This window comes from Streptomyces sp. NPDC042638 (assembly GCF_040647235.1).
GTDB lineage: Bacteria > Actinomycetota > Actinomycetes > Streptomycetales > Streptomycetaceae > Streptomyces > Streptomyces rameus.
On record NZ_JBEZBT010000006.1, the window covers coordinates 39765 to 64345 of the forward strand.

Below are 24581 nucleotides of genomic sequence, written 5' to 3' on the forward strand. Positions count from 1 at the left end.
GGCGAGGGGCGCGGCCCGGACGCGGGGTCCCGCGGCCCCGGACCCCGAAGAACGCTCCCGAAAGGATGAATGGCGTGGTCGCACGGCATGTCGCGAGCGCCGTCCCCCGCACGCTGGGACCGCCGGACCACGGGCGGACAGTGAGGGGGCGGATGTGCGGGGGTGCAGGCGGAGTTCGTTACGGGACCGGGCGCGCTACGTGTTCGACAGAAGGCTGGCCCGCAGCACGGGAAGGCTGCTGTTCTGGCTCGCCCTGAGCTGTCTCGCGGTCGTCGTGCCGGTCAGCACCCTGCTGGTGTGGATGGACCCGAACGCGCCGCGCACCCTGTCCGGCCGGCTCACGGCGGTGTGGCGCGTCAGCGCGGAGACCCTGCGCCTGGGCGTGGCGACCGGCGCGCCGCTGCGGATGCTGCTCTCCGTCGTGCTCGGGCTGGTCGCCCTGCTGTGCGTGTCCACGCTCGTGGGTGTGATCACCACCGGGCTCGGTGAACGGCTGGCGGAACTGCGCCGCGGGCGCTCTACCGTGCTGGAGCGTGATCACGCGGTCGTACTGGGCTGGTCGGAACAGGTGTTCACGGTGGTCGCGGAGCTGGTCGCGGCGCAGCTGAGCAGTGGGCGGGGAGTGGTGGCGGTGCTCGCCGACCGGGACACCACCGAGATGGAGCGTGCGCTCGCCGCCACGCTGGGCGCGGGCCGGGCCCGGCTGGTCTGCCGTACCGGATCGCTGACGGACCCCGGGGCTCTGGCACTGGTCGCCCCGGCCTCGGCCGGTTCGGTTCTGGTGCTGCCGGCCGAGGACACCGACGCCGATCCGGAGGTGGTACGGGTCCTGCTGGCGCTGAGGTCGCTGACCGGTGCGCAGGACGGGCCACCGGTGGTGGCGGCAGTGCGGGACGGCCGCTATCTGCCGGCCGCGCGGCTGGCCGCCGGGGCGCGGGGGGTCGTTCTGGAGACGGACCTGACGACCGCGCGCCTGCTGGTGCAGTCGGCGCGCCGCCCGGGCCTCCCGGCTGTGCTGCGTGACCTTCTCGACGTCGCGGGGGCCGAGTTCCACGTGGTCGCGGTCGGGGAACTGGTGGGGCTCACCTTCGCGGAGGCAGCGCTGCGCTTCGAGAGCGTCTGTGTGGTGGGGTTCCTGCGGGCCGACGGCCGTCCCTGTCTCACACCGGAGCCGGGTACCGTCCTCGGGGCGGGAGACCGGCTGGTCGTCGTCGCACACGACGGCACCGCCCGTCCGCCCGTCGACCGCCGGCGACACGTCGACCCGGCCGCCATGGCTCCGCTCGTCCCGGTCCCGGGAGAACCCGTACGGGTGCTGCTGCTGGGCTGGAACCGGCGGGCGCCGCTGATCGTGGACATCCTGCGCCGGACCGCCCGGCCGGGTTCCGTCCTGGACGTGGTCACCGGTCCGGACGACCAGGTCGTCCGCACACCGCCCCAGGACCTGCCGGCCACGGGGCGGCTCACCGTCACCCACCGCGTCGGTGACCTCGCCCGCCCCGAGACCCTGCGTACCGTCGACACGCGCGGCTACGACAGCGTCATCGTGCTGGGCCCGGACGGGGCCGCCGGTTCCGGGAGGCCCGACGACCGGACCCTGCTGACCCTGCTGGTCCTGCGGGCACGGGAGGAGGAGACGGGTTGTGCGCTGCCGGTGGTGGCCGAGCTGTGCGACCACCGCAGCCGGGCCCTGGCTCCGCTGGGCGCGCGGTCCGACGCGGTGGTGCGAGGGGAGCTCACCGCTCTGCTGATGGCGCAGATCTCCCTGGACCCCACGCTGGCACCGGTGTTCGAGGAGGTCTTCGCCGCCCGGGGCGGCGCACTGGACCTGCGTCCGGCCGGCCGCTATGTGCTGCCCGGCCGTGAGGCGTCCTTCGCCACGGTGGCCGCGTCCGCGCTGCGGCACGGCGACTGCGCGATCGGCTACCGCGCGTACGACCCGGGCGGCGTGCGCGGTGACGACGGCATCCGGCTGTGCCCGGACAAGTCGGAGCGGCGTGTGTGGGCGGCGCAGGACGCGGTCGTGGTGGTGTCGGCGGCCCCCGGTGCGTTCGACGCCGGCGGCGACGGGCGGGATGCCCTGCCCCGCATGCGACGGGATCCGGACGGGAGCGACTCGTCCACGAACGGTCCTCAGGAACACCGGTGAGACGCCGGGGCGCCGCACAGACTTCCGGGAACTCTCCGTGTTGCCGCTGGTGAAATAGGTTTGTCGTATCGTCTCCCTGGCATATGCAATCAAGTGTTTGATGGGGAAGACGTGGCGACTGAGAGCAACACGCACCTTCTGGTCGAGACACTGACCGCGCAGCGCGACGCGTTCCTCGCTCAGTGGACCAGGACGGTCGGCGATGATCTGCGGGGCCGGCTGAGCGTGGCCGAGCTGGGCCGTGAACTGGGCGAGCTGTACGAGGCCATCGTCCAGGCCATCAACGCCGGCGGGCTGGACGGCCGGGGAGAGGCCTTCGGCGAGACCCGCAGCCTGCTGATCGAGCTGTCCCGCAACCGCGCCCGCCAGGGCTTCACCCCCACCGAGACCGCCCGCGGCGTCTTCGTCCTCAAGGAAGTGCTGGAGCCGTCCCTCACCGTCGACGGCGAGAGCGCGCGAGCCTACCTCCAGTTCGCCCGGCTGCTGGACGACCTGGCCCTGCTGACCACGGAGGCCTACGTCCGCACCCGTGAGGAGATCATCTCCTCGCAGGCCGAACAGCTTCTGGAGCTGTCCACGCCCGTGGTCAAGCTGTGGGAGGGCGTCGTCGGCGTACCGCTGGTGGGCACGCTCGACTCGGCCCGTACCCAGGTCGTCATGGAGAAGCTCCTGCAGACGCTGGTCGACAGCGACTCCACCCACGCCATCATCGACATCACGGGCGTCCCGACCGTGGACACCCAGGTCGCGCAGCACCTGCTGAAGACCGTCGTCGCCGCCCGCATGATGGGGGCGCAGTGCACCATCTCGGGCATCCGCCCGCAGATCGCCCAGACCATCGTGGCGCTCGGCATCGAGTTCGGTGACATACCCACCAACGCCTCGCTGTCGGACGCCCTGCGTCAGGCGCTGAAGGAGATCGCCCTGGACGCCGAGGACGACGTGCGAGGTCTGCTGTGACCGACCGCGTCCCCGTCCTCAAGATCGGCGAGATCCTCCTGGTCTCCATCCAGACGGACCTCGAGGACCAGCTGGTCCTGGACCTCCAGGACGACCTGTCGAACCGTATCGTCGCCACCGGCGCCAAGGGCGTCGTCATCGACATCTCGGCACTGGAGATCGTCGACTCCTTCGTCGGGCGCATGCTGGCCACCAACGCCTCCATCTCGCGCATCCTCGGCGCGGAGACCATCGTCGTCGGTATGCGGCCCGCCGTGGCCATGACGCTGGTCGAACTCGGCCTGTCCCTCAGCGGCGTGCGCACCGCCCTCAACCTGGAGCGCGGGCTGAAGCTCCTACGACGCCTCAGCGCGGGCCGCGCATGAGGGACTTCGGCGTCGCGACCGCCACGGCCGATACCGTCTCGGTCGCCGGCAGCGGCGACGTGGTCGCGGCACGGCAGATGGTGCGCGCCCTGGCCCAGCGCGGCGGCCTGTCGCTGGTGCACCAGACGAAGCTCGTCACGGCGGCCAGCGAACTCGGCCGCAACATGCTGGTCTACGGCGGCGGCGGTGTCGTACGCGCGGCAGCCGTCACCGAGGCGGGCCGCACCGGCGTCTTCGTGGAGTTCGCCGACCAGGGGCCGGGCATAGCGGACGTCGAGCTGGCGCTGACGGACGGCTGGACGTCGGGCAACGGGATGGGGCTCGGGCTCAGCGGAGCCAAGCGGCTCGTCGACGAGTTCGACATAGAATCCGGGCCGGGAGGCACCACCGTGCGCATTGTGAAGTGGGGACGGTGAACGCAACTCCCGTCACCGAGGCCGGTGACGTGTGCTGGCTGCGCTCGGACATCGCCCTGGCGGCGGCCGCCCGCCGCCAGGCGGCGCAGCTGGCCCGCGGCATCTGCCTTCCCGAGGAGCGGGTGGCGCGCGTCGAACTGTGCGTGACGGAGATGGCGACCAATCTCCTCAAGTACGCCGACGACGGCTCTCTCGCCCTGCGCGTGGTGCGGGCCGGCGGTCATCCGGCCGTCGAGTGCCTGTCGCTCGACAGCGGTCCCGGCATCGACGACGTGCACGGGGCGCTGCGCGACGGCACGTCCGCCTCCGGCAGCCTGGGGATCGGCATGGGGGCCATAGGGCGGCTCGCCGACGCCTCCGGCGTGCACTCCCTGCCCGGGCGGGGCACGGTGGTGTTCGCGCGCTTCTGGGCGGACGACCGGATCCCGCCGCCCGGCCCGGTGCGGACCGCCGGGCTGACCCGGCCCATCAGCGGTGAGCAGGTGTGCGGCGACACCTGGGCCGTACGTCCGCTCGGCGCTCCCGGCTCGGACGCGCTGCTGCTGATGATGTGCGACGGGCTCGGGCACGGGCCCCTGGCGGCCCGGGTCGCGGACCGGGCCAGGGAGGCCTTCCGCGACAGCGGCCACACGAGCCCGGAGGCCGTACTGCAGGACGTCCACCGGGGCCTGCGCGGAACCCGGGGAGCGGCGGTGGCGATCGCCCTGGCCGACGCCGCCGGACAGCGCGTGCGGCTGAGCGGGGCCGGCAACATCGCGGCGCTGGTGGCGTCCGAGGGCACCCGCAGTGGACTGCTGTCCCTGCCGGGCATCGTCGGGCTGCAACTGCCCCGCCCGCGCACCTTCGAGGCGGCGTTCCCGCCCGGCGCCGCCCTCGTCATGCACTCCGACGGCCTCAGCGACCGCTGGAAGCCGGCGGACTTCCGCGGCCTGTTCGCCCAGGATCCCGCCCTGGCCGCCGCGCAGATCCTCAACCAGGCCGCGGTGCGCAGGGACGACGCCGGCATCGTCGTGGCCCTCCACCGGCGGCCGTGACCACCGGGCCCCCGGCCGGCACGTGACCAGGACGGCACTCCGGGAGGCGTGAGCGAGGCCGGCGAGCACACTCCTGCGGCACTCTCGCGACGGTGGCCGCCGAGGCGCCCGCGCACCCCGGGGCGCCCGCACGCACTTGCTGGCGAACGGGTGACGTCGCACGGGGGCCCGGCTCCCGGCGTTCAGCGTGCCGTCGGCCGCCGTCCCCGGTGTTTGACTGGGTCGCGTGAGCCTGGCGAAGCGGTCCCACGAGGGGGCCGGCAGGGCGGGATTCGGGGTCGTGGCGGTGGTCTTCACCGTGGCCATCGCGTTCTCGACCGTGCCGACCCCGCTGTATCCCCTGTACGAGAAGCGCGACGGCTTCGGCGCGTTCACCGTGACGGTCGTCTTCGCCGTGTACGCGGTGGGCGTCGTGGCGGGGCTGGTGGCCGCCGGCCACCTCTCCGACCGTGCGGGACGGCGCCCGGTGCTGGTCGCGGCGCTGCTGTCCGAAGTGGCCGCGGCCCTGGTCTTCCTCGCGTGGCCCGCGCTGCCGGGCCTTCTCTTCGCCCGTTTCGTCACCGGACTCGGCGTGGGTACGGCCACGCCCACCGCCACCGCCTACCTCCAGGACCTGCACACGCGGGCGAGGCCGGGGGAGGGGCCGGGCCGCTTCGAGACCGTCTCGACCGCGGCGAACGTCGGCGGCCTCGGCGTGGGGCCGCTGGTGGCCGGCCTGCTCGCGGCGTACGCCCCGGCGCCGGTGCACACGCCCTACGCGGTCTTCGCGGTGCTGCTCGCCGCCGCCGCCGTCTTCGTCATGCCGCTGCCGGAGACGGTCGCCGAACCCTCCCGCCCCTCGCCCTACCGCGTGCAGCGGATCCGCATGCACGGCGGTGCCGTGCTGTTCGGCCGGGCCGTCGCGTGCGCCTGTTCCGGCCTCGCGGTCTTCGGGCTCTTCACCTCCCTGGCCCCCGGTTTCGTCGCGACGGCCCTCCACCAGACCTCGCCGGCCGTCGCGGGGGCCATCGTCTTCGGTGTCTTCGCCGCCGCGGTGCTGGGGGAGATCCTCTCCGCCCCTCTGGGGCCGACGGCCCGCGAGGCGCTGGGGGTCGCGGCGGAAGCCGTCGGCTGCGGCGCCGTCGCCGTGGGCATGGTGAGGGGCTGGCCGGCCCTGTTCGTCGCGGGCGGCGTCGTCGCCGGACTCGGGGCCGGCACCCTGTTCAAGGCCGCCGTGGCGCTGGTCGCGCAGTCGGCGCCCGCGGACGTACGCGCCGAGGCCCTCGCGACCTTCTTCCTGGCCGCGTACACGGGTCTCGTCGTCACCTCGCTCGGACTCGGCGTGGCCGCCCAGCTGACCAGTCCGGCGACGGCGACACTGTGGTTCTCCGGCTATCTCGCCCTGCTTCTCACCGCGCTCGTCCTCTTCAGCCGCGCCGACCGCGCGGCCCGCCGGCCCCGCCCGGCCTGACCGTACGGCGTGGCTCGCGAGAGCCCGCGCGGGCGGACACAATCGTCGGTGTGGACGCGCACCCTCCGCCGGAGCGGACTCCCGACGGGCACTTCGTCGTCGTGGACGGGCGCAAGTGGCGGGCCACGGACCCCGCCGTTCCGGAGGAAGCAGCCGCACGTCTTCGCCGCCACCTCATGAGTGCGCGCCGGGCGGTGCGATCCGCGACCGCGGCGGGCGACGCGGAGGCGGAGCGCTCGGCACGCGCGCGCGTGCACCACGCGAAGGTCGCGTTGGGCGAACGCGGCACCCCGTGGTGGGAGCAGTCCGAGGACCGGCGCCGTCGGCGGTGGGAGGACGGTCTCGCGGCACTCGACGCACAGACACCGAGGTGAGGACCGTGCGCAGCCACCCGCCACCGCACGGCAACGGCGCCGCGGCGCGCACGGGCAAGCGGCGTCGGCCGGGGGCCGACGCGCGGGGTACGGCCGTCCGGGCGGTGGCCGGGACCTGTGCCCGGCGCGGCGGATTGAGGTATTACGCCGGGGGCACGAGCACCACACGGCATGCGGGCATGCCGCCGGCAGGTGACCCGGGAGGACGGAACAGGGATGACCGAGGAAGTGATCACGGCGACGGGGGAACGGCCCGTGCGGTCCGACGGCGGGAGAGTCAGGACCCCGCCGCTGCGGCCGGGCGGTTACGACCCGGCCGACTACGCCGCTTCGGTGGCGCGCAGCGCCGAGGAGGCGGGTGTGTCGGCGCTGCTGCTCATGTCCGTGCTCCACAACGAGGCGTACAAGCCCCACCACCCGCTGCTGGAGCGGCTGTGGCAGTGGTGGAAGCCCGACGCCTCCTTCGGCCTCGGCAACATGCACCGGGCGACGTTCGAGCGGGTGCGGCGGGCACACGGCCTGACGGCCCGGTGGCAGGACCTGCGGAACGACCCGGCGCTGGCCATCCACGCCGCGGCCCTCTACCTGAAGGACCTGGACCGGACGCTGCCGAGGCGGCACACACGCCGCTGCACCCGGGACGAACTCCTGGCGCTGGGTTACAACGCGGGTGAGCGCAACATGCGGGCCTTCGCCCGGGGCGTCCCGCCGGGGCCCATGGCCCGGTCCTATCTCCGCCGTCTCCGGGCCAACAGGCGCCGCGCGGCCGAGGCGCTGGCCGGCCTCGACGCCGCCGACAACACCGTGGACGGATGACACCGTCGGCTGCGGGGTGCGTGCCCGCGCCGCGCGGTCCGCGCCGTGTGAACAATCGGCGTGCTTCCCGGCCGACCCGTCCGGCATCATCACCGGATGATCGGCAATCGCATCACCCATCGCATGGCGGACGGCGTCCGCGTACCGGGCACCTGGCGGCACGCGTTCATCTGCAACGGCGGCTCCTACTTCCTCACCGACCTCTTCATCTACGCCGACGGCCTCGTGGACTGCTGGGAGCTGGTCACGCTCGACGAGTTCGAGAAGAAGCTCCGCAGCGGATGGGTGGCAACCAGCCTTCCGGACGGCGGGCACGCCTCCGCACACCATCTGGCCTCGTGGACGTTCGGTGAACCGCGCACCTGGTTGACGCCGGAGCTGCTGCTCGCCGAGGTCCGCGACACCGTCGACAAGCTGAACCGTCGCCCCGACTCGACCGACCGCTGCCTCGCCGCGGTGGACGTGTTCATGGGGGACCGGTCGGAGGAGAACCGGGCCGCTGCCCGGGCCGCCTACCTGGCCATCCCCGAGACCGTGCGCCACTACGCGCTCGGCGACATGGACCACAAGGACCGTCCCTTGCAGGTCCTGGTGGCCGGGCCCGGTGGACAGGCGCCGGGCCCGCCCGGGGAACCGGTGACGCAGGGGGAGTACGACCGGGCCGTGGCGTACTTCGAGGAGCGGAGCCAGTGGCGCGCCGCGGCCCCCGCACGGGTGCCGGCCGACGGGCCGACGGGCTCCTTCGCCCCCGCGGTCAAGGTGTACCACTCGTATCCGCAGCGCGCGCTCGAAGACCCGGGCAAGCAGGCCCTCCGCAACGACTACCCCGCCCCGATCACCCTCGGCGACGTCACCTACCCGTCGGTGGCACACGCCTACTGGGCCCGGTCCGTCGCCGCACCGGAGGCCCGTACCGCGGTCGCGGCGGCGGAGACGGCGGCGAAGGCCCGTACCCTCGCGGCGGCGGCGCCACGGCGCGAAGGCTGGGAACAGGCACGGACCGCGGTCATGGCCCGACTGCTGCGCGCCAAGTACGAACAACACCCCGACCTCGCCGCGATCCTGCTGGCCACGGGTGACGCGACGGTGCTCTACGACGACGCGGACTCCGGCTTCTGGGGCGACAACGGGGGCCGGGGCCGCAACTGGACGGGCCGACTGCTGGAACTCGTCCGGTCCGAACTGCAGGCCCGGCACAGCCGCGTCGACTGAACCGCCGCCCGACGGAGCCCCCGGGCGGGAAACGGGGCTCCTGGCCGACGGCCGGGAGACCTCACCGCAGAGCTGCCCCCGCAAGTCCTGGTTGCGACCGGGCCGAGCGGGTAGCAGCGGCAGGGAGAGGGGCGTCGTTGTGGCCCGGAGATTACGGAAAGTGATGTTCTCGTGACCCATCTCGGCGGTCCCGGTGACGACCGGGCGAGCGTGGGTGAGGGCGCGGAGGCCGCCGCGCTGGAAATCGCCGACGGCGTGGAGAGTCTGACGACTCTCTGGTCGCTGGCGGCTCAGGGGGCGGCGCTGCGGTTGTCGCAGCACCAGCTGCGAGCGTTGCGGGCACTGGAGTCGGCACCGGGCCTGAATCTCACCGCCTTGGCGGAGCGGCTGGACATCGGGCTCCCCACGGCGAGCCGACTGTGCGACCGGCTGGAGGCGGCCGGTCTGCTGGAGCGTGTCCTGCATCCGCACAAGCGGCGTGAGGTGCGGCTGGACCTGACCCCGCACGCCCGGCGTGTCCTCGGCGACGTGGCCCGGCGCAGGGCGCGGGCGCTCGCGGAGGTGCTGGAGGGCATGAAACCGGCCGACCGGGCCGCGCTGAGCCAGGGCCTGCGGGCCTTGCTGGGGGCGCGGAGCCAAAGGCCGCCGGGCCTCGACGCGGAGTGACGAGGCCGGTCCCGGCCGCCGTCGACGCCGGACGGCCGTCCCGTCAGCGTCCGTGCCAGTCCAGGCACACCACCAGCGCGTCGTCGTCCGGGACGGGCCGGCCGCGGTGACCGGACAGTTCCCGCAGGATGGCGCGCGGCACCTCGGCGGCGGGCAGCAGACGGGTCGACTGGATCGCCCGTGCCAGCGCGGCGTCCCCGTACACCTCGCCCTTGGGGTCGGCCACGGCGTACACCCCGTCGCTCACGAAGACCAGCCGGTCGCCGGGTTCCACCTGGAACTCCTGGGTCACGTAGTCGGTCTCCTCGAACATGCCGAGCGGCAGCTGGGCCTCGAAGTCGATTGGCTCCACCGTCCCGCCGCGCAGCCGCAGCGTCTGCGGGGATCCGGCGTCCACCACCCGTACCCGTCCGGTGGCGAGTTCGAAGTCGAACATCAGCACGGAGAGGTAGCAGCGCCCCTGGTAGTGGGCGTAGACCGCCTGGTCGGCCAGGGCCGCCTGGTCGGCGAGCGCGAGACCCGCCCGGCGGGCGTTGCGCAGGGCGTTGATGGCCAGGTTGGTCAGCAGGGAGGCCTCTATACCCTCGCCCATCCCGTTGGTGACGTACAGCATGAGGTGGTCCGCGGTGGCGGACCAGTCGAAGTTGTCACCGAAGATCGCGTAGGCGGGTTCGAGCTGTGCCGACAGTTCGTACTCCGGGCGGCCGCACGAGCGGCCGGGCAGCAGCTGCCACTGCATCTCGGCGGCCAGGGTGAGCCGGTCCTTGCGGCGCGCCTGGAGGTACAGGTCGGTGTCCCGCTCGGCGACGACCACCTCATGGGCGAGCACCTCGGCGATCTCGGACAGCTCCGCCAGACCGTTCCCGTCGAGTTCCGCGTCCGGCAGGGTCACCGACAGCACGCCGAGCCGGTCGCCGCGCACGGTCACGGGCAGATGGACGCGGACCAGGCCGTCCCGGTCCGGTTCGACGATCGGCTCCTGTGCGCCGAAGGCGCGGCCGGCCGTGGTGCCGTTGACCGACAGCGGCTCGGGCGCGTGCGGCAGCGCGGTGACCGGCTGCAGCACGGTCAGGCCGTAGTCGGCCATGAACAGCTCGGCGGCCCGCGCCGCGTACTGCTCGGCGAGCACGCGTCGGACCGCGTCGGGCAACTCGTGCGGTGCCGCCGTGCGCAGGGCGCGTTCGGCGGTCACGAATCTGTTCACGATGGAAAAAACACCAATCCTTTGTCGGATACCGGTCGCATAACGGCGCTCGATTCCTCCGCGCCTGTCGTGCAGGACATCTGTCGTCGGCTCGCGTCCCTAGTAGGCTGGCAACCGTCCCGGAGCCTGCGAAAGTGTGACTGTGACTGCCTTCCGACACCTGCCACAGCCCGACGAGGTCGCCCGTGTGACCTCCACGGCCGGTGAGCTACTGGAAGTGCTCTGGGGTCGTGCGTCCACCGCGCCCGCCTCCGCGTCCCAGTTGCGCGTGCTGCTCATCCTCGAGCACCACGAGGGCATCAACCTGCGTACCCTCGCCGACTCGCTGGCATCCACCCCGCCGTCCACCAGTCGGCTGTGCGACCGGCTGCAGGCCGCTGGTTTCGTCGAGCGCGTGGTACGCCCCGCCGACCGGCGCGAGGTGCGGCTGTACCTGAGCAGCCGGGGGCGCGCCTTCCTCGACGACCTGCGGGCCCGCAGGGAGAGGGAACTGCAGGAGGTCCTGACGCTGATGCCCGCCGCCAAGCGGGCCGCGCTGCTGGAAGGACTGGAGGCGTTCTGCGCCGCGGCGGCCGCGCAGATACACGACGACGCCGAGAGCTCCGGCAGCCGTACGGCCTGATGCGCACAGCCCGGCGTCCGGCCCGTCGGCACCGTGCGGTGCCGACGGCCGGAACACGCAGCGACCTGCGTCCACCGGAACATCACAGATCCTTCCCCATGTCCGTCCGACACGGTTACTTTCTTGTCTCGCGACTATAGTTGTCAAACGGCAACTGCCTGCCGCTTTCTCACTCCTGGCCTTCCGATACCTCCGATGGCCCGAGTCCGCGGATCCGGGAACCCGAGTACCCCGGGACGGCGGACGCGGTGTCGTGCCCACGCCGTGTGTACGGCGTTCACCCGGGTTTCACGCGCCGCGTGCGGTCCGGTGGATCGCGCGGGAGCCGTAAGGTGCGCTGACGCTGACGGAAGAGCGTGCTGAAGCCGCTGGATCGTGCAGCCGAGGCGTGCGGCGACGGCGGTGCGCGAGAGGCTGCTGCGGGCCGGGTCCCGCTCGGCCTCCCGGCGGACGGGTTCGGCGGTGTACCGCTTCTCACTCGTCCCGGCCGGTCTGTCACGGCACGCCGACTGTATCCCGGCGCCGCCGCGTGGTCCTGCACCGGCGTGTACGGGAGTAGCCCGCCCGACGGCCACGTGGAAGCGGCGGCTCTACCGGCCCGTCACCCACGGCCGCAGCGCCGCATTCTGGCGTGAACACACCGGTGCCGGCCGGACGAGCGGACGGCGGGCGGACGGTCGACGGGCCCGGTCGACGCCGAGACCCCTCCGGTGCCCGGCCGTCGGATGCCGAGAACCCGGCCGCGCGGAGTCGGCCGCCGGTACCCTGACATGGCCCGGAAACACCTGGGCGGCCCAGGGCATGTCCCGCCCGCCGGCGGGTAGGCGTGGGCACATGAACGGGGGCACGCGAATGGAGCCGGTGACGTCAGGATCTGGCGGTGAGGGTGTGACCGGCTCGGAGCCGATCCAGCAGATCGTTCCACTCGACGGACAGGGCCCGTGCATCGCCGAGGCCCGGCACCACGCCGCCGACTTCCTCGCCCGGGTCCAGAGGGAGTACGGCCTGCCGGTGCCGGCGCGGGCGATGGACGTGACCAGGCTGGTCGTCAGCGAGCTGGTCACCAACGCCCGTAAGTACGCACCCGGTCCGGTGCTGATGAGACTGCGGGTCGTCGGTGGCCTGGTCGAGGTGGCCGTGTGGGACAGCGACCCGGCTCTGCCGGTGGCACGGGCCGCCGATCCGGGCCGCGTCGGGCAGCACGGACTGGAGATCGTGATGGCGGTCGTCCAGGGCTTCGAGGTGCGGCGGGAACCGGTGGGCAAGCGCATCACCGCCCGTATCGCCCTGGCCGACGACCCGGGCGACCCCCTCACGGGTCTCCAGTTCGGCTAGGGCCTGTCGGACCATTCCCGTCTGCGGGCGACGACGGGAATGGGTCGGACAGGCCCTAGGACTCTTCGTTCGGACATCGCCGGGCTCGCGGGCCCGGAGCGTGCGTCGCGTGCGTCCGGTCCCCTCGGCTCCACACCGAGGGGACCGGACGCACGCGCTCACCCGGGCTCAGGCGCGCCGTCGGGTCCACATCGGGCTGATGAGGCTGATCAGGACGGCCGCCACGCCGATCTGGAAAAGATGGCGGATCCAGTCGATGCCTCCGGTGTCCCGCACGCCGAAGGCGCTCGCGAGCGCGTTGCCCGCCAGGCCGCCGAGTATGCCGAGAAGGATCGTCAGCCACAGCGGGATGGGCTGACGTCCGGGAATGACGAGCTTGGCCAACAGACCGATGATGAGGCCCGCGATGATGGCCCAGAGGAACGACACGGCCTCTCCTTTCCTTTCACCGAACGTTCGTGCATCTGGCGGATGCCCTCACTCGCCCGACGTACGCCTCAGATGTCGTCCGCGCGCATGGCCCGGGCACGGGAGTCGGTGACGGTGAAGTGCTCCAGGGTGCCGGTGAGGGAGAAGAGCCGCTCGACCGTAGGGTGGAAGGGGCCGAGCAGGATCAGCTCGCGGCCGGCGGAGCGGTGGCGGCGCCAGGAGTCCAGGAGGGCGTTGAGCAGTCCGCTGTCGGCGAACGTCACCTGGGAGAGGTCCACCACGGTCACGGGAAGCGCCGTCTCCTCCGCCTCGTCCCAGGCGGCCTGCAGCAGGTCGTTCTCCTCGTAGTCGACCTCGCCGCGCACGGTGATCTCGAAGACTCGGTCATGGCAGGTCACCTTCACGGTGGCCCTGCTTTCCCACTGCATTCCTTCGTCCTCGTGCCCTCGGTCCATGGCCACGCGGCGCCGCGCCGCCTCGCCCTGCGCGGTTCTCCTACCCCGTCCGGGCCATAAGTTGCCTCCGGGCAAGTATTCCTGGCCCCGGGGCACGCGCACGCCGTCCGCATCGTGTGCCGGAGGTTTCCGGTCACGGATCAGGTGGCGTGCGCGCCGGTCGCGTCCTCGTCCCGGCCCGTCCGGGCGGTGAGGTGGTCGAGGGTGCAGGTCTGACGCAGCAGGCGTTCCAGCGGGGCGGGGCGGTTCTCCAGGTACAGGGCGCCGCCGACGGCGCGGACGCGCCGGTGGACCATCAGCAGCGCCGAGATGCCCACGGAGTCGATCCAGGACAGCTCGGCGAAGTCCAGGCGCACGCCGTGTACTTCGGGATGCCGGGCCAGGTGCTCGACGACCGTGTCGATCAGGTGGTCTGCGGTGTCGAGGTCGAGGTCGCCGGCGATGCCGACGGTCAGCTCGCGGGCTCCCTGTGTGACGGTGAGGCGCAGGGCGGGTCGTGGCGGGGCGGTCATACTTCGCTGGGGGGGCCGGGGACGGGGAAGGCGGGGCGGCGGGCCAGGGCGGCGGTGCCGTCGTCGAGCAGGCCGAGGGCGCGGGGGAAGTCGCGCAGGTGCTCACGGAGCACCTGGAGCGCGGTGACCACCGAGTGGGCCGGCACCCGCCGCGCCTCCAGGACGTCGGCGGTCCAGCACAGGAACGTGGTGAAGAGAGCCGGGTCGTCCACGTACAGGGCGGTGGCCAGGAAGTCGACGATGGGGGCGAGGTCTTCCGCCGTCCGCTCGCGCTGCGTGTCGCTGTACGCGCGCATCGCGGGGAATCGATTCTCCAGGCCGGCCAGCGTCTGCCGGACGAGGCGGCCGCGGGACTGGGCGACGAACGTGTACTCCTGGTCGGTCAGATGCGGCAGGTCGTCCCAGACCTGACGGGCCGCCGCCGGACGGGGCGAGGACAGTTCCGCCTCCAGTACGGCCGCCGCGGCACGGGCGTCGGGCGCCCAGTGGTCGGCGCCCAGCGCACGGGCGTAGCGGCCGTTCGGACCGAAGGCCCTGCCGCCCGCCATGACGGGGACGCCGACGGCCTGGCACGCGGTGATGGCCGCGTGCGCGGTGGGCAGGTGCGTGGGGAGCGAGCCGGACAGCAGCACCGCCTCGGAACTGGTGCTGTGCAGATGGGAGACCAGGTGCGGGGTCGGGGTCTGGGCGCCGAGGAAGTCCACCCGCCAGCCCCGTAGTCGCAGCACCTCGGCGACCAGGCGGGCCGGCAGGGCGTGCCACTCGCCGTCGACACAGCTGACCGTGACGCGCCCCCTGGCCACGCGGCCGGGATCACCGGCGGGCGGGCGGTCGTGCACGAGGGCGGTGATCACCCGCTCGTTGATGGCTGTCGCGGCATGTTCCTGGGCCACGCTCAGGCGGTCGGCGGCCCACTCCGTGCCGACCCTGCCCTGCACCACGGCGATGACGTCGAGCAGCAGCGTCTCCTCGTCCGTCCCGTCGGCCCGGGCCCGGCGGATCACCTCGACCGCCGTGTACTCGTCGCCGTCGGCCACCGCACGCCACAGCTCGTCCGCCAGGACGTCGGTGCCGGTCACGGGGGGAGCGCTCACCCGTTCCTCCTGGATATCGTGCCGTCGGCGCGGGTCTGACCGGCCGCCACCGTCAGATCGGCGGCGCGGGGCGCGCTGATGGCGACGGTGGCGACGTCGTCGTGGCTGCCCGACCCCACCCACTGGGCGGTCAGCATCTGGATCCGTTCGACGATGGCCTCGGCCGGCAGGCCCGCGCACTCGGCCAGGACCCGCTTGAGCCGGTGCTCACCGAAGAGTTCGTCACCCAGCGGGCCGCCGCGGGCCTCGGTGACCCCGTCGGTGTACAGCAGACAGGTCTCCCCGGGCCGCAGCGTCACATGGGCGGTGGCGGAGGTGACCTTCGGCAGGGCGCCGATGAGGGATCCGCGGGTGGCGGTCTCCTCGACGGTGCCGTCGCCGCGGACGATCAGCGGGGCGAGGTGGCCCGCGCTGGTCAGGCGCAGTTCCACCGTGCTGCCCCGGCGGCGGACGGAGGCCAGCACGAGTGTGGCGAACCGGGTGTGGTGGGAGGACAGCAGCGCGCTGTTGAGCAGGGTCAGCGTGCGCTCGTGGTCCGCGGCCAGCGGCAGCAGCGCGTGCAGCGTGTTGCGGATCTTGCCGGTCAGCACCGCCGCGTCCAGGCCCTTGCCGGCCACGTCCCCGAGCACCACGAGCGTCTCCTCGGCGGGGTCGGTGCCGGGGTGGACGTCGTAGAAGTCCCCGCCGATGCGTTCGTTGTCCCGCGCGGGACGGTAGGCCCCCGCGTACTCCACCCCGTGCACGCTCTCCAGCCGGGGCGGCAGCAGTTCCCGCATCAAGGTGGAGGTGATGGATGCCTGTTCGGTGTACAGGCGGGCGGCCGACAGCGCGGCGCCGGCCCGGGCGGCGAAGAGCCGGGCGAACAGCTCCTCGTCGCCGCTGAACGCCTGTTCACGGCTGGAGCGGAGGAGGACCAGCGCACCGGCGGGCACACCGTGCCCGGGAAGCGGGGCGACGATGACGGAGCCGACCGGTTCGGTGAAGTCCGCCGGACGCACCCAGTCGGGCAGGTCGGCCGGGTTGATCCAGCGCGCCGGTACGGGCGGGAACCCCTGGAGGGCCTCGGCCAGTCCGGGCACGGCCTGCACGTCGACCGGCGCGGTCACCCGGGTCACCGGCCCGCCGCGGTAGGCGTACGTCAGCTGGTGGCGGCGCCCCTGCGGCGGGGCGACGAGCAGAGCGGCCTCGGCGAGGTGATCGGTGGCCATGCGCGCCGTGGCCTCCGTGCACCGGGCCAGGTTCAGCGTCGACAGCAGCTGGCTGGAGACATCGGCCAGGAGGGCGGACCGCTGCCGGGCGCCGGCCAGGGCCTTCTCCGCCAGCCGCCGGTCGGTGTCGTCGATGAGCCACCACACCACGTCACCGTCGTCCGCCGAGGTCGCGTGGGCCTCGAAGAAGCGGTCGGCGACGGCGCCGCCCGCCTGCCCGGGGTCCTCGGACGTGCCGTCGGTGAACCGCTCGTGCGCCTCGGCCAGCCAGGACGGTACCGTGTCGCGCAGCCGGTCGCCCCGGACGGCGTCCGACCACAACAGGCGCGCGGCGGTGTTCAGTTCGACGAGATCACCGGCCCGGTCCGCGATGATCACCGGGTACGGGGCATGGGCCCAGGCGGCGCCGACGCTGATCGCGGCACTGCGAGGGTCGACGGGTGAGCCGCTGAAACCGAACACACGCGGGGACGCGCCTTCGGCGCGCCCCACCACCTTTCTGCGACTGACAACAGATGTCTTCCGGCAACAGTCCCGCATCGAGCCGTAGGACGCAAGCCGCTTCCCTCGGTTGCCGGTGAACCAGGTGGTCACGCCCCGAAAGAGACATGCCGGGCCGGGAATGTCCTGGCGTCCGGAGCGGTTGTAGCGCATGTGACTGACATGCACCGATCAACAGGGGTGGTGTCGGTCCGCGGGAAAGGAGGGCCCCATGGCACGCAGCACCGTGCGTCCCGTCGTCCGGCTGAAGTCGACCGCCGGGACCGGTGTCACCTACGTGACACGCAAGAACCGACTCAACGACCCCGACCGGCTGGTCCTGCGCAAGTACGACCCGGTGGCCGGGCAGCACGTCCGCTTCCGCGAGGAGCGCTGACCACGGAACACGCCGTTTCCCGGGAGGGCCGACAGGCCGTTCCCGGGACGGCCGACAGGAAGGACAACCCCATGAGGCCCGGTATCCATCCCGCGTCCCGTCCCGTCGTCTTCCGCGACCGGGCCGCCGGCACCGCGTTGCTGACCCGCTCCACCGCAGTCTCGGAGCGGACGGTCGAGTGGGAGGACGGCGCCACCTACCCGGTGATCGACGTCGAGATCTCCTCGGCGAGTCACCCGTTCTACACCGGCACCTCCCGGGTGCTGGACACCGAGGGCCGCGTCGAGCGCTTCGAACGGCGCTACGGCCGGACCGCGCCCGCCCGCGGCTGACGCGGCCGGCCCGTACTCGGCCGGCCCGTACGACGGAGGAGGAGAGGGACATGAAGGTGCGCAAGTCCCTGCGCTCACTGAAGGCACGCCCCGGCGCCCAGGTGGTGCGCCGGCGGGGAGTGACCTACGTGATCAACAGGAGGGAACCCCGCTTCAAGGCCCGTCAGGGCTGAGCGGAGAGTCGATTCTCGTCCCGTCGGGCAGCCGGCCCGTCACCTCGACGGGCCGGCCGCCCGGCATCCTCACCGCGAGGAACCGGCCGTCGGTGGCGCTCCGGACCGGTGCGGTCACCGCCAGACGCGTCACGGCGCGGCTGCCCGCGGCGAGCAGGTACACGGTGCCCGAGGGAGCACGCCACTCGGTGTGCGCCAGCACGTTCTGGCCGAAACGGCTGCACTGCGCCGTGTCGCGCCCCCGGCCCACCACTTCCGCGCCCGTGCCGCCCGGGGCGAGGAAGAAGTACTCCACGTCGCCCGTGCCGCTCCAGGTGTCGGCGCGGGCACAGGCCCAGGTCGCGGTCCCGGACCGCTCGGGCAGCGGCTGCGTGGCGAACACCCAGTGGCCGACGCTGCGCACGCCCCGCCCGTGCAGACCGGCCAGGCGACAGGCCGAGGCCGCCCAGCCGCCCAGCCCCGCCCCGGTCGTCGCCTCACGCGGCAGGCGCGGCCGGGTCCCGGGCCGCAGCGAGGGCAGGTACGTCAGGTGGGCCGGCACCAGCCCGCCGAGGTCGGCGAGCAGGAAGGCGCGGTCACCGGCGATCCGGGACGAGGACCGCACCTGCACGACCGGCACACCACGGCACGGCGCGTCGGCCGCCGCCACCGCGACCGGCTCGGTGACGCCGCTGCCGTCGCGCGTGAGCGCACGTGTGCCGGAGGACGGCGCCCGCAGGTCACGCACGGCCGCGGTGGTGATCCACGGGGCCAGCAGCAGTCGCACGGACCCGGGGGAGCGGGCCACGACGACGGCCGCCGTCGTCGCGTCCGCGCCCTCGGTGCGGGCCACGGTCAGCTCCGGCGCACCGCCGTGCCGGGGCTCGCTGTACCGCACCGTGTGCGCCCCGTCCTGCAGCAGGACGACCGCGCGGCCGGCCACGTCGCCCGCGAACAGCAGCCGGGCCCCCGGCCCGCCGGCCACCGGTTCCCCCGGCTCCGCCGAGCGGTGGCCTCGCCACGCCCGGTCGGTCCAGGCCCGCAGCGCGCGGGCCAGCAGGGCTCGGTCACCGGTGCGCCGGCCGCGGGCGGGCCAGACGGCGAAACCGAGGCGCGCGGAGTGCGCCCACGCGTCGGCGGGAGCCCGGCGCACCTGCCCCGCGCCGGCTCCCGTCGGCGGCCACGGGGACTTGCTGTGAGTCCCGGCATCGGACGGCAGCGTCAGGAGAGCCGCACTCGTGGCGGCGGCCAGTGCCAGCGCCGCCGCCACGGTCCGCAGCCGATGCCTGCGCCGCGGCGGATCCGTGGGGCGGGCGTGCGGCCGATGCCGGCCGAGTGCCCGGGGGAGGGTGACACGGACGAGCCGCACCAGCCGGACGCTGTACCCCAGGAGTGCGGCCCGCGCGGGCCCGGCGTCGGGCAGACGGGAGTGGTGGCCGGACGACGGCGTCCGAGGCTTCGGCATGATCATGTGGCTCTTACGGTGACGGGACGGGCGCGACATGGCAGGACAAGAAAGCTGATCGTTCTGTAGGTCAAACGAGCGATCCCGGGGCCCGTCACCGCCGGTTCGTCGACTTCCCGCCCGCACAGGCGAGCGGGGCGGCCGGGCGGTGCCGTTCGGTGCGTGGGTCGGGGAGGAGCGTGCGGGTGGCCCCGTCATCCGGGGAATCGTCCCGAGGTGCAACAGGGGTGCCGCCCGCCGGGCCATGGCGAAGCCCGGCGGGCGGGTGGGGGGCGGCCACGGCGCCGTGCGGCCAGATGAAGGTGTCCGGCGGCCCGGTCGCGGGTGGTCTCGTCGTGGCGGCGTTCGGCGCGCCGGCGGGGGAGGGGCTCGTGGGCAGTCCTCGTCAGCCGGGGAACCGTCCTGAGGAGCGCAGCTGCCAGCGCCGTTCGGCGTAGGCGAGGTCGTCCCGCCACAGGCGTGCCGCGGCGCTCCGCACGAGCGGGCGCAGCAGCGGTGCCGCCCGCCGGGCCATGGCGAAGCCCGGCCGGTCGGAGGCGGCCATCACCGCCTCGATCACCGCCGTGCGCGGCCGGCCCAGTTCGTCCGGCCCGATTGGCGTGGCATGGGTCTCGACGACGGACCCCTCTCCCTCCCCTTCGGTGATGTGCATGACCACCGTGCGCGGTTCCGGGGCGGTGAACACGGCGCGGACCGGCACGACCAGGCGCCCCGCCAGCTTGAAGGAGACATCGACGGTGAAGGCGTCGCCCGTGTCGCTTCCGGAGCCGTCGGGCGATCCGACCACCGTCAGGTCGACGAACGAGTACGGGTGGAACCAGGCACCGTGCCACGGGTCCAGCCGATTGGCCACGATGTCCTCCACCTCGCACACCCCCACGCCGACGTGAACGGCCGTCAGCGCCCGCGTCCGCTCCGGCCGCCGCGCGATGACCGGTCCGTCCAGCGGCGCCTCACCGCCCACCTCGTCCAGTCGCGCCCACAGCAGGACGCCGTCGTCGTGCACGGGCAGGGGAGCCCAGCCCGCACACGGTGTGCCGTCCAGGGCGAGGCCGTGCCAGTGGCACACCAGGGTGCCGCGGCGCACCGGACTGTCCCGCAACGGAGCACCGAGATGAGGGCAGATGCCGGGACCGCCCACCGGTCGGCCGTCGGCGCCGCGCCACACGACCACCTCCCGCCCCCGCACCGTCCGGGCCAGCGGGCGGTCGGCGCGCAGGTCGGCCGCGGCGCCGATGACGTACCAGTTGCCCGACGGGCGGCTCTGGGCCCGCTTCAGCGCCTGTGTGATCACCGCGGGAGCGGCGTCGCGCCAGGTGGGCCGCTGACGCTCCCACGCCACGCCGCCCCGGCGCAGCGAGAGCGGAAGACGGCGTCGGCCGGGCGGCGGGAGGGGTTTCACACGGCCTCCTTCGAGGGCGGTGCGCACGCTGTCGAGGGCGGTGCGCACGCTGTGCCGTGCGCCGCAGCGGACAGCGGACGCGGCGCGGCCGGTCGCCGGGAGGCATGCCGCGTGCGCAGCCGCGCGGCGACCACCCGCACCACTCCGTCCGCGGCGACCGCCGCGCGCCGCCGGCGCGGCACCACCGCGCGGCGGTGCAGCACCGCGTAACCCTCCCGGGCGACCGCGTCCAGGATGCCGCCGTACAGGACGAACGCGGTGCGGATACAGGGGCGGGACACCGGGTGCAGCATGCCGAGACCAGGCGCCGCCTGCCGGTACACACCGCGCGTCAGCGCCTCGAACTCGCGCAGTGCGGCCGTGATGCGCGGTTCGTGACGGCCGGTGTCCCGGCTCCACCGCAGCAGATCCCGGTCGACCCCGTGGCCGGCCAGCAGATCCGCGGGCAGATAGACGCGCCCACGGTCCAGATCCTCGCCCACGTCCCGCAGGAAGTTGCTGAGCTGGAAGGCGACGCCCAGCGCCGCCGCGTACGGCGCCGCCTCCTCCCGCGGTACGACCGTGCCCAGCACGGGCAGCATCTGCAGCCCGATCACCGCGGCCGAGCCGTGCATGTAACCGCGCAGGTCGGCGTAGGTGGCGTAGCCGGTGACGGTCAGGTCCGCGCGCATCGCGGACATGAAGTCGGTGAACAGCGCGTGGTCGATGCCGTACCGGCGGGCGGTGTCGGCGAGGGCCAGGACCACCGGTTCCCCGCTGTGTCCCTCCCGCAACCCCTGTTCCAGGCGCCTGCGCAGTTCCGCCAGGGCCGCGGTGCGCCGCGGGGTGTCCGCGCCCGCGCCGGGAGCGTCGACGATGTCGTCGGCCCAGCGTGCGAAGCCGTACAGGGCGTGCACGGCGGGCCTGCGTTCGACCGGAAGCAGCCGGGTGGCGAGGAAGTACGTCTTGCCGTGCCGTGCGTTGAGGGCGCGGCAGTGGCGGTATGCCGCGCGCAGCGCCGGGTCGCCGACCCCGGCCGCGTCCAGTTCACGGTCCGTCATACGGGAGTCTCCTTGACATGGGCCGGCGAGGGGTGCGACCGGGCCGGTGAGGGCCCCGGCAGACCGGTGATCCGCGCGGCGGCGAGCTTGCCGGACAGCAGCACGGTCGGCACGCCGACACCCGGTGTGGTGCCGCAGCCGGCGAGAACGGCGTTCTCCGTGCCCCGGACCAGGTTGCGGGGCCGGAAAGGTCCGGTCTGGCCGAAGGTGTGCGCGGCCGAGAAGGGCGTTCCCGCGGCATGGCCCTGGGCCTGCCAGGTGGCCGGGGTGACGAGGCACTCCTCCTCGACGGCGGCCTCGATGCCGTCGAGCCCGCGTCGTTCCAGCTCGCGCAGCAGCGTCTGCCGGTAGCGGGGGCCGAGTTCGCGCCATGCGGTGGCGTCCGGACCGATGTCGGTGTTGGGGCAGGGCGCGAGGATGTAGTGCAGATGGCGGCCCGGCGGGGCGAGGCCCGGATCGGTGGCCGTGGGCCGGGTGATGAGCAGGGAGGGATCGCTCATCAGCCGCCCGGCCCGGGTCAGTTCGGTGAACGTGCTGTGCCAGGCCGCGCCGAAGCTGATGGTGTGGTGCGCCAGCTGCGGCCAGGTACGGTCCGTGCCCGCGTGCAGTACCACGGCGGACGGCGCGTGCCGCAGGCGCAGCGGACGCCGGGGCCGGCGGCCCAGGAGCCGGTAGGCGACGGGCAGGTCCGGGGTGAGGACGACGGCGTCACAGGGGAGGCGGTCCCGGTCCGTGACGACGGCGGTGATGCGGCTGCCCGAGCGTTCCAGACGGGTCACCTCCTGCCCGTACCGCAGGTCGGCGCCCGCGTCGGCGGCGGCGTCCGCCATGGCCCGTGGCAGCGCGTGCATGCCGCCCCGGGGGAAGTACACGCCTGCGACGGTGTCCATGTAGGCGATGACGGCGTACGCGGCGAGGGCGCGGGCGGGTGGCACGCCCGCGTACAGCGACTGGAAGGTGAAGACCCGGCGCAGCCGTTCGTCCCCGAGGAACCGCCCGATCCGCGCGTCCAGCCGGCCGAAGCCGCCGAGCGCGGCGAGCCGGGCCAGGTCGGTGTTGAGGAGGTTCAGCGGGGAGTCGAAGTTGGCGTCGATGAAGCGGCGCATCTGGGCCCGGTGGAGCTTCTCCAGCCAGCGGCGCAGCCGCAGGTAGCCGGCCGCCTCCCCGGGCCCGGCGAAGCGCTCCACCTCCGCCGCCATCGCCTCGGCGCCGGTGTGCACGTCCAGCGCGCTGCCGTCGGCGAAGCACGCCCGGTAGGCGGGCACCAGCGCGGTCAGTTCGACGCGTCCGCGCAGGCTGTCGCCGACCGCCGCGAAGGCCTCGTCGGCGATGTCGGGCATGGTCAGCACGGTGGGACCGGTGTCGATCCGGTACCCGCCGACGTCGAGCCGACCGGCCCGGCCGCCGGGCACCGCGTCGCGTTCGACCACGGTGACGCGGCGTCCGGCGCCCAGCAGGTGCAGGGCGGCCGACAGCCCGGCCAGGCCGGCTCCCACGACCACGACGTGGTCGGTGCGACCGGGCAGCGTCCGCCTCATCGGCCGCACTCCTTCGTACCCGAGAAGGCCAGGGGCACGGACACGGCCGTGTCCGTCGTGGGCGGGGGACTGCTGTGGTCGGGTGCGGCCGTGTCCGTCGTGGGCGGGGGACTGCTGTGGTCGGGTACAGCCGTGTCCGTCGCGGGTGGGGAGCTGCCGTCGTCGGTTACGACCGTGTCCGTCGTGGGCGGAGGGCTGCCGTCGTCGGGCGCCGCCCCGTCGGTGACGGAGGCGAGCAGGCGGCGGAGCCGGTGCCCGGCTCCGTGCTCGGGCAGGACACCGTCGAGACGGCGCAGTCCCTGCGCCACCAGCCGGTCGATCCTGCTCTCGACCGCGGTCCGGGCCCCCGTCCTGATCAGCACGTCCCTGACCCGGTCGAGACCGGCCTCGGTGAGACGGGCGTCGCCGAGCGAACGGCGCAGGACGGCCAGCGCCAGGCGGTCGCCCCTGGCCTCGGCACGGACGTGCGCGACCGCGACGAGACAGGTCGGCTTGCCCTCGCGGATGTCACCACCGGAAGGTTTTCCGGTCCGCCGGGACGGGGCGAACACGTCGTCCAGGTCGTCACGCAGCTGGAAGGCCGTGCCGATGGCGAGGCCGGCGCAGGACAAGGCGTGCGCCGTGGCGTCGTCCGCCCCCGCCAGCGCGGCGCCCAGCGCGAGGGGCCGCTCGACGGAGTACCTGCCGCTCTTGAGACAGGCCGCCCGCAGCGCCCGGACCAGCGAGTACGACCCCGTGATCTGGCCCTGCACATCCAGGTACTGACCCGCCACCATCTCCGTGCGCAGGTCGCTCCACAGCCGGCGCACGACGGCCCCCGTCGGACAGGACAGAGGTGTCTCGGCCACCATGTCGTCCGACCAGACCAGCGCCAGATCGCCGGCCAGCACCCCGCCCGCCTCCGCGAACCGGCCGACCCGCTCGGGGGTCGCCGAGCCGGCGTAGCGGGTGCGCAGATCGGTGTGGAGCGTGGGACGGCCGCGGCGCAGCGCCGAGCCGTCCATCACGTCGTCGTGCACGAGGGCGCAGGTCTGCAGCAGTTCGAGCGCGGCGCCGATCCGCAGGGCGGCCGCCACCGGCACCTCGTCGGTGCCGCCGCAGGCGCGCAGCGTCCACCACAGCAGCTGTGAGCGGGTGCGCTTGCCACCCGCCCGGGTGAACCGCGCGACAGCCCCGGCCAGTTCCTCGGCGAACAGGGCGTCCACGGCGTGAGCGCGCGCGACGCGGTCGGCCAGGGCGTGGTCGAGCACCCGGCCGACGGCGGCGGGTACGTCCGCGTCGACGACCCCCGCGTCCTCCAGGCCCGCCGGGATCCCGCCGACGGTCTCACCGGTTCCCCCGTCCGGGCGCACTCGGACGGGGGAACCCGACGGCGGCACCGGGCACGGCCCCGGTTGCGGTACGGCCGCCTGGTGTTCCGTCGCCTGCGTGGGGCGCATCCCGGTTCCTCTCGTCGTGAGCACACAGCGGTTCG

The 24581-nt window shown here is 73.8% G+C and carries 26 protein-coding genes; 15 read left to right on the forward strand and 11 right to left on the reverse strand.

Annotated elements, in window-relative coordinates:
• The first annotated feature begins 199 nt into the window (after positions 1–199).
• The 10 genes from AB0B40_RS07360 to AB0B40_RS07405 all read left to right on the forward strand — a co-directional run bounded on the left by AB0B40_RS07360 (position 200) and on the right by AB0B40_RS07405 (position 9442).
• Positions 200–2149 carry an NAD-binding lipoprotein gene (locus tag AB0B40_RS07360; protein ID WP_362263456.1) on the forward strand — a complete coding sequence of 650 codons (1950 nt, stop codon included), beginning with the start codon at positions 200–202 and terminating at the stop codon, positions 2147–2149.
• A 111-nt stretch (positions 2150–2260) separates the two neighbouring features.
• The gene (locus AB0B40_RS07365; protein WP_362263458.1) at positions 2261–3109 is read left to right on the forward strand and encodes an STAS domain-containing protein; all 849 of its coding nucleotides are present in this window, start codon (positions 2261–2263) and stop codon (positions 3107–3109) included.
• Complete coding sequence (locus tag AB0B40_RS07370) at positions 3106–3474, forward strand: STAS domain-containing protein (protein ID WP_345059433.1); 369 nt, start codon at positions 3106–3108, stop codon at positions 3472–3474. The genes AB0B40_RS07365 and AB0B40_RS07370 overlap by 4 nt, the downstream gene beginning before the upstream one ends.
• A complete protein-coding gene (locus AB0B40_RS07375) occupies positions 3471–3890 on the forward strand; it encodes an anti-sigma regulatory factor (RefSeq protein ID WP_345059435.1) in 420 nt (139 codons plus the stop codon). The genes AB0B40_RS07370 and AB0B40_RS07375 overlap by 4 nt, the downstream gene beginning before the upstream one ends.
• Entirely contained in the window at positions 3887–4924 is a 1038-nt protein-coding gene (locus AB0B40_RS07380) for an ATP-binding SpoIIE family protein phosphatase (RefSeq protein ID WP_362263460.1), read from the forward strand. The genes AB0B40_RS07375 and AB0B40_RS07380 overlap by 4 nt, the downstream gene beginning before the upstream one ends.
• A gap of 226 nt (positions 4925–5150) precedes the next feature.
• Complete coding sequence (locus AB0B40_RS07385; RefSeq protein ID WP_362263461.1) at positions 5151–6374, forward strand: MFS transporter; 1224 nt, start codon at positions 5151–5153, stop codon at positions 6372–6374.
• 50 nt (positions 6375–6424) lie between these two features.
• Complete coding sequence (locus AB0B40_RS07390; protein WP_362263462.1) at positions 6425–6748, forward strand: hypothetical protein; 324 nt, start codon at positions 6425–6427, stop codon at positions 6746–6748.
• 216 nt (positions 6749–6964) lie between these two features.
• The gene (locus tag AB0B40_RS07395) at positions 6965–7564 is read left to right on the forward strand and encodes a transglycosylase SLT domain-containing protein (RefSeq protein WP_345059443.1); all 600 of its coding nucleotides are present in this window, start codon (positions 6965–6967) and stop codon (positions 7562–7564) included.
• Positions 7565–7660: 96 nt separating this feature from the next.
• Positions 7661–8776, forward strand: a complete 1116-nt coding sequence (locus tag AB0B40_RS07400) for an NADAR family protein (protein WP_362263463.1) — start codon at positions 7661–7663, stop codon at positions 8774–8776.
• A gap of 171 nt (positions 8777–8947) precedes the next feature.
• Positions 8948–9442 (forward strand): MarR family transcriptional regulator, encoded by a 495-nt coding sequence (locus AB0B40_RS07405; protein ID WP_345059447.1) that lies wholly within the window; start codon positions 8948–8950, stop codon positions 9440–9442.
• A 43-nt stretch (positions 9443–9485) separates the two neighbouring features.
• Here AB0B40_RS07405 and AB0B40_RS07410 read toward each other — a convergent pair whose 3' ends face one another.
• Positions 9486–10646 carry a PP2C family protein-serine/threonine phosphatase gene (locus tag AB0B40_RS07410; RefSeq protein WP_345059449.1) on the reverse strand — a complete coding sequence of 387 codons (1161 nt, stop codon included), beginning with the start codon at positions 10644–10646 and terminating at the stop codon, positions 9486–9488.
• 136 nt (positions 10647–10782) lie between these two features.
• Here AB0B40_RS07410 and AB0B40_RS07415 point away from each other — a divergent pair, with 136 nt between their 5' ends.
• Positions 10783–11268: a MarR family transcriptional regulator gene (locus tag AB0B40_RS07415; protein ID WP_345059451.1), complete on the forward strand. Its 486-nt coding sequence runs from the start codon at positions 10783–10785 to the stop codon at positions 11266–11268.
• Positions 11269–12120: 852 nt separating this feature from the next.
• Positions 12121–12603 (forward strand): ATP-binding protein, encoded by a 483-nt coding sequence (locus tag AB0B40_RS07420; RefSeq protein ID WP_345059459.1) that lies wholly within the window; start codon positions 12121–12123, stop codon positions 12601–12603.
• 168 nt (positions 12604–12771) lie between these two features.
• Here the strand turns inward: AB0B40_RS07420 and AB0B40_RS07425 are convergent, their stop codons facing one another.
• The 5 genes from AB0B40_RS07425 to AB0B40_RS07445 form a co-directional block, all read right to left on the reverse strand.
• Entirely contained in the window at positions 12772–13032 is a 261-nt protein-coding gene (locus AB0B40_RS07425) for a GlsB/YeaQ/YmgE family stress response membrane protein (RefSeq protein ID WP_345051689.1), read from the reverse strand.
• A 68-nt stretch (positions 13033–13100) separates the two neighbouring features.
• Positions 13101–13460 (reverse strand): STAS domain-containing protein, encoded by a 360-nt coding sequence (locus AB0B40_RS07430; protein WP_345051687.1) that lies wholly within the window; start codon positions 13458–13460, stop codon positions 13101–13103.
• 167 nt (positions 13461–13627) lie between these two features.
• Positions 13628–13999, reverse strand: coding sequence for an STAS domain-containing protein (locus tag AB0B40_RS07435; RefSeq protein ID WP_345051684.1), 372 nt, complete (start codon positions 13997–13999; stop codon positions 13628–13630).
• A complete protein-coding gene (locus AB0B40_RS07440; RefSeq protein WP_362263464.1) occupies positions 13996–15093 on the reverse strand; it encodes a cobalamin-dependent protein in 1098 nt (365 codons plus the stop codon). The genes AB0B40_RS07435 and AB0B40_RS07440 overlap by 4 nt, the downstream gene beginning before the upstream one ends.
• Positions 15090–16679 (reverse strand): PP2C family protein-serine/threonine phosphatase, encoded by a 1590-nt coding sequence (locus AB0B40_RS07445; protein ID WP_362263538.1) that lies wholly within the window; start codon positions 16677–16679, stop codon positions 15090–15092. Before AB0B40_RS07445 ends, AB0B40_RS07440 begins: the two co-directional genes overlap by 4 nt.
• A gap of 334 nt (positions 16680–17013) precedes the next feature.
• Here AB0B40_RS07445 and rpmG point away from each other — a divergent pair, with 334 nt between their 5' ends.
• The 3 genes from rpmG to ykgO all read left to right on the forward strand — a co-directional run bounded on the left by rpmG (position 17014) and on the right by ykgO (position 17683).
• Positions 17014–17178: a 50S ribosomal protein L33 gene (rpmG, locus tag AB0B40_RS07450; RefSeq protein ID WP_345051679.1), complete on the forward strand. Its 165-nt coding sequence runs from the start codon at positions 17014–17016 to the stop codon at positions 17176–17178.
• Between the two features lie 71 nt (positions 17179–17249).
• Positions 17250–17510 (forward strand): type B 50S ribosomal protein L31, encoded by a 261-nt coding sequence (locus AB0B40_RS07455; protein WP_362263465.1) that lies wholly within the window; start codon positions 17250–17252, stop codon positions 17508–17510.
• A gap of 50 nt (positions 17511–17560) precedes the next feature.
• On the forward strand, positions 17561–17683 hold the full coding sequence (ykgO, locus tag AB0B40_RS07460) for a type B 50S ribosomal protein L36 (protein ID WP_345051672.1): 123 nt from the start codon (positions 17561–17563) through the stop codon (positions 17681–17683).
• Here ykgO and AB0B40_RS07465 read toward each other — a convergent pair.
• The 5 genes from AB0B40_RS07465 to AB0B40_RS07485 all read right to left on the reverse strand — a co-directional run bounded on the left by AB0B40_RS07465 (position 17664) and on the right by AB0B40_RS07485 (position 24546).
• Complete coding sequence (locus AB0B40_RS07465) at positions 17664–19127, reverse strand: hypothetical protein (protein ID WP_362263466.1); 1464 nt, start codon at positions 19125–19127, stop codon at positions 17664–17666. The two genes, ykgO and AB0B40_RS07465, sit on opposite strands and share 20 nt — an antisense overlap.
• Positions 19128–19512: 385 nt before the next feature.
• Positions 19513–20529: a DUF5914 domain-containing protein gene (locus tag AB0B40_RS07470; RefSeq protein WP_362263467.1), complete on the reverse strand. Its 1017-nt coding sequence runs from the start codon at positions 20527–20529 to the stop codon at positions 19513–19515.
• Positions 20526–21569 carry a phytoene/squalene synthase family protein gene (locus AB0B40_RS07475; RefSeq protein ID WP_345051667.1) on the reverse strand — a complete coding sequence of 348 codons (1044 nt, stop codon included), beginning with the start codon at positions 21567–21569 and terminating at the stop codon, positions 20526–20528. The genes AB0B40_RS07470 and AB0B40_RS07475 overlap by 4 nt, the downstream gene beginning before the upstream one ends.
• Positions 21566–23107, reverse strand: coding sequence for a phytoene desaturase family protein (gene crtI, locus AB0B40_RS07480; RefSeq protein ID WP_345051665.1), 1542 nt, complete (start codon positions 23105–23107; stop codon positions 21566–21568). Before crtI ends, AB0B40_RS07475 begins: the two co-directional genes overlap by 4 nt.
• Positions 23104–24546 carry a polyprenyl synthetase family protein gene (locus tag AB0B40_RS07485; RefSeq protein WP_362263468.1) on the reverse strand — a complete coding sequence of 481 codons (1443 nt, stop codon included), beginning with the start codon at positions 24544–24546 and terminating at the stop codon, positions 23104–23106. Before AB0B40_RS07485 ends, crtI begins: the two co-directional genes overlap by 4 nt.
• Positions 24547–24581 lie beyond the last annotated feature (35 nt).

Coding starts and splice junctions, on each gene's coding strand:
- crtI (WP_345051665.1), bottom strand. CDS start 23,107: ATGAGGCGGACGCTGCCCGGTCGCACCGACCACGTCGTGGTCGTGGGA.
- AB0B40_RS07400 (WP_362263463.1), top strand. CDS start 7,661: ATGATCGGCAATCGCATCACCCATCGCATGGCGGACGGCGTCCGCGTA.
- rpmG (WP_345051679.1), top strand. CDS start 17,014: ATGGCACGCAGCACCGTGCGTCCCGTCGTCCGGCTGAAGTCGACCGCC.
- AB0B40_RS07455 (WP_362263465.1), top strand. CDS start 17,250: ATGAGGCCCGGTATCCATCCCGCGTCCCGTCCCGTCGTCTTCCGCGAC.
- AB0B40_RS07375 (WP_345059435.1), top strand. CDS start 3,471: ATGAGGGACTTCGGCGTCGCGACCGCCACGGCCGATACCGTCTCGGTC.
- AB0B40_RS07435 (WP_345051684.1), bottom strand. CDS start 13,999: ATGACCGCCCCGCCACGACCCGCCCTGCGCCTCACCGTCACACAGGGA.
- AB0B40_RS07475 (WP_345051667.1), bottom strand. CDS start 21,569: ATGACGGACCGTGAACTGGACGCGGCCGGGGTCGGCGACCCGGCGCTG.
- AB0B40_RS07485 (WP_362263468.1), bottom strand. CDS start 24,546: ATGCGCCCCACGCAGGCGACGGAACACCAGGCGGCCGTACCGCAACCG.
- AB0B40_RS07395 (WP_345059443.1), top strand. CDS start 6,965: ATGACCGAGGAAGTGATCACGGCGACGGGGGAACGGCCCGTGCGGTCC.
- AB0B40_RS07420 (WP_345059459.1), top strand. CDS start 12,121: ATGGAGCCGGTGACGTCAGGATCTGGCGGTGAGGGTGTGACCGGCTCG.
- AB0B40_RS07430 (WP_345051687.1), bottom strand. CDS start 13,460: ATGCAGTGGGAAAGCAGGGCCACCGTGAAGGTGACCTGCCATGACCGA.
- AB0B40_RS07465 (WP_362263466.1), bottom strand. CDS start 19,127: ATGCCGAAGCCTCGGACGCCGTCGTCCGGCCACCACTCCCGTCTGCCC.
- ykgO (WP_345051672.1), top strand. CDS start 17,561: ATGAAGGTGCGCAAGTCCCTGCGCTCACTGAAGGCACGCCCCGGCGCC.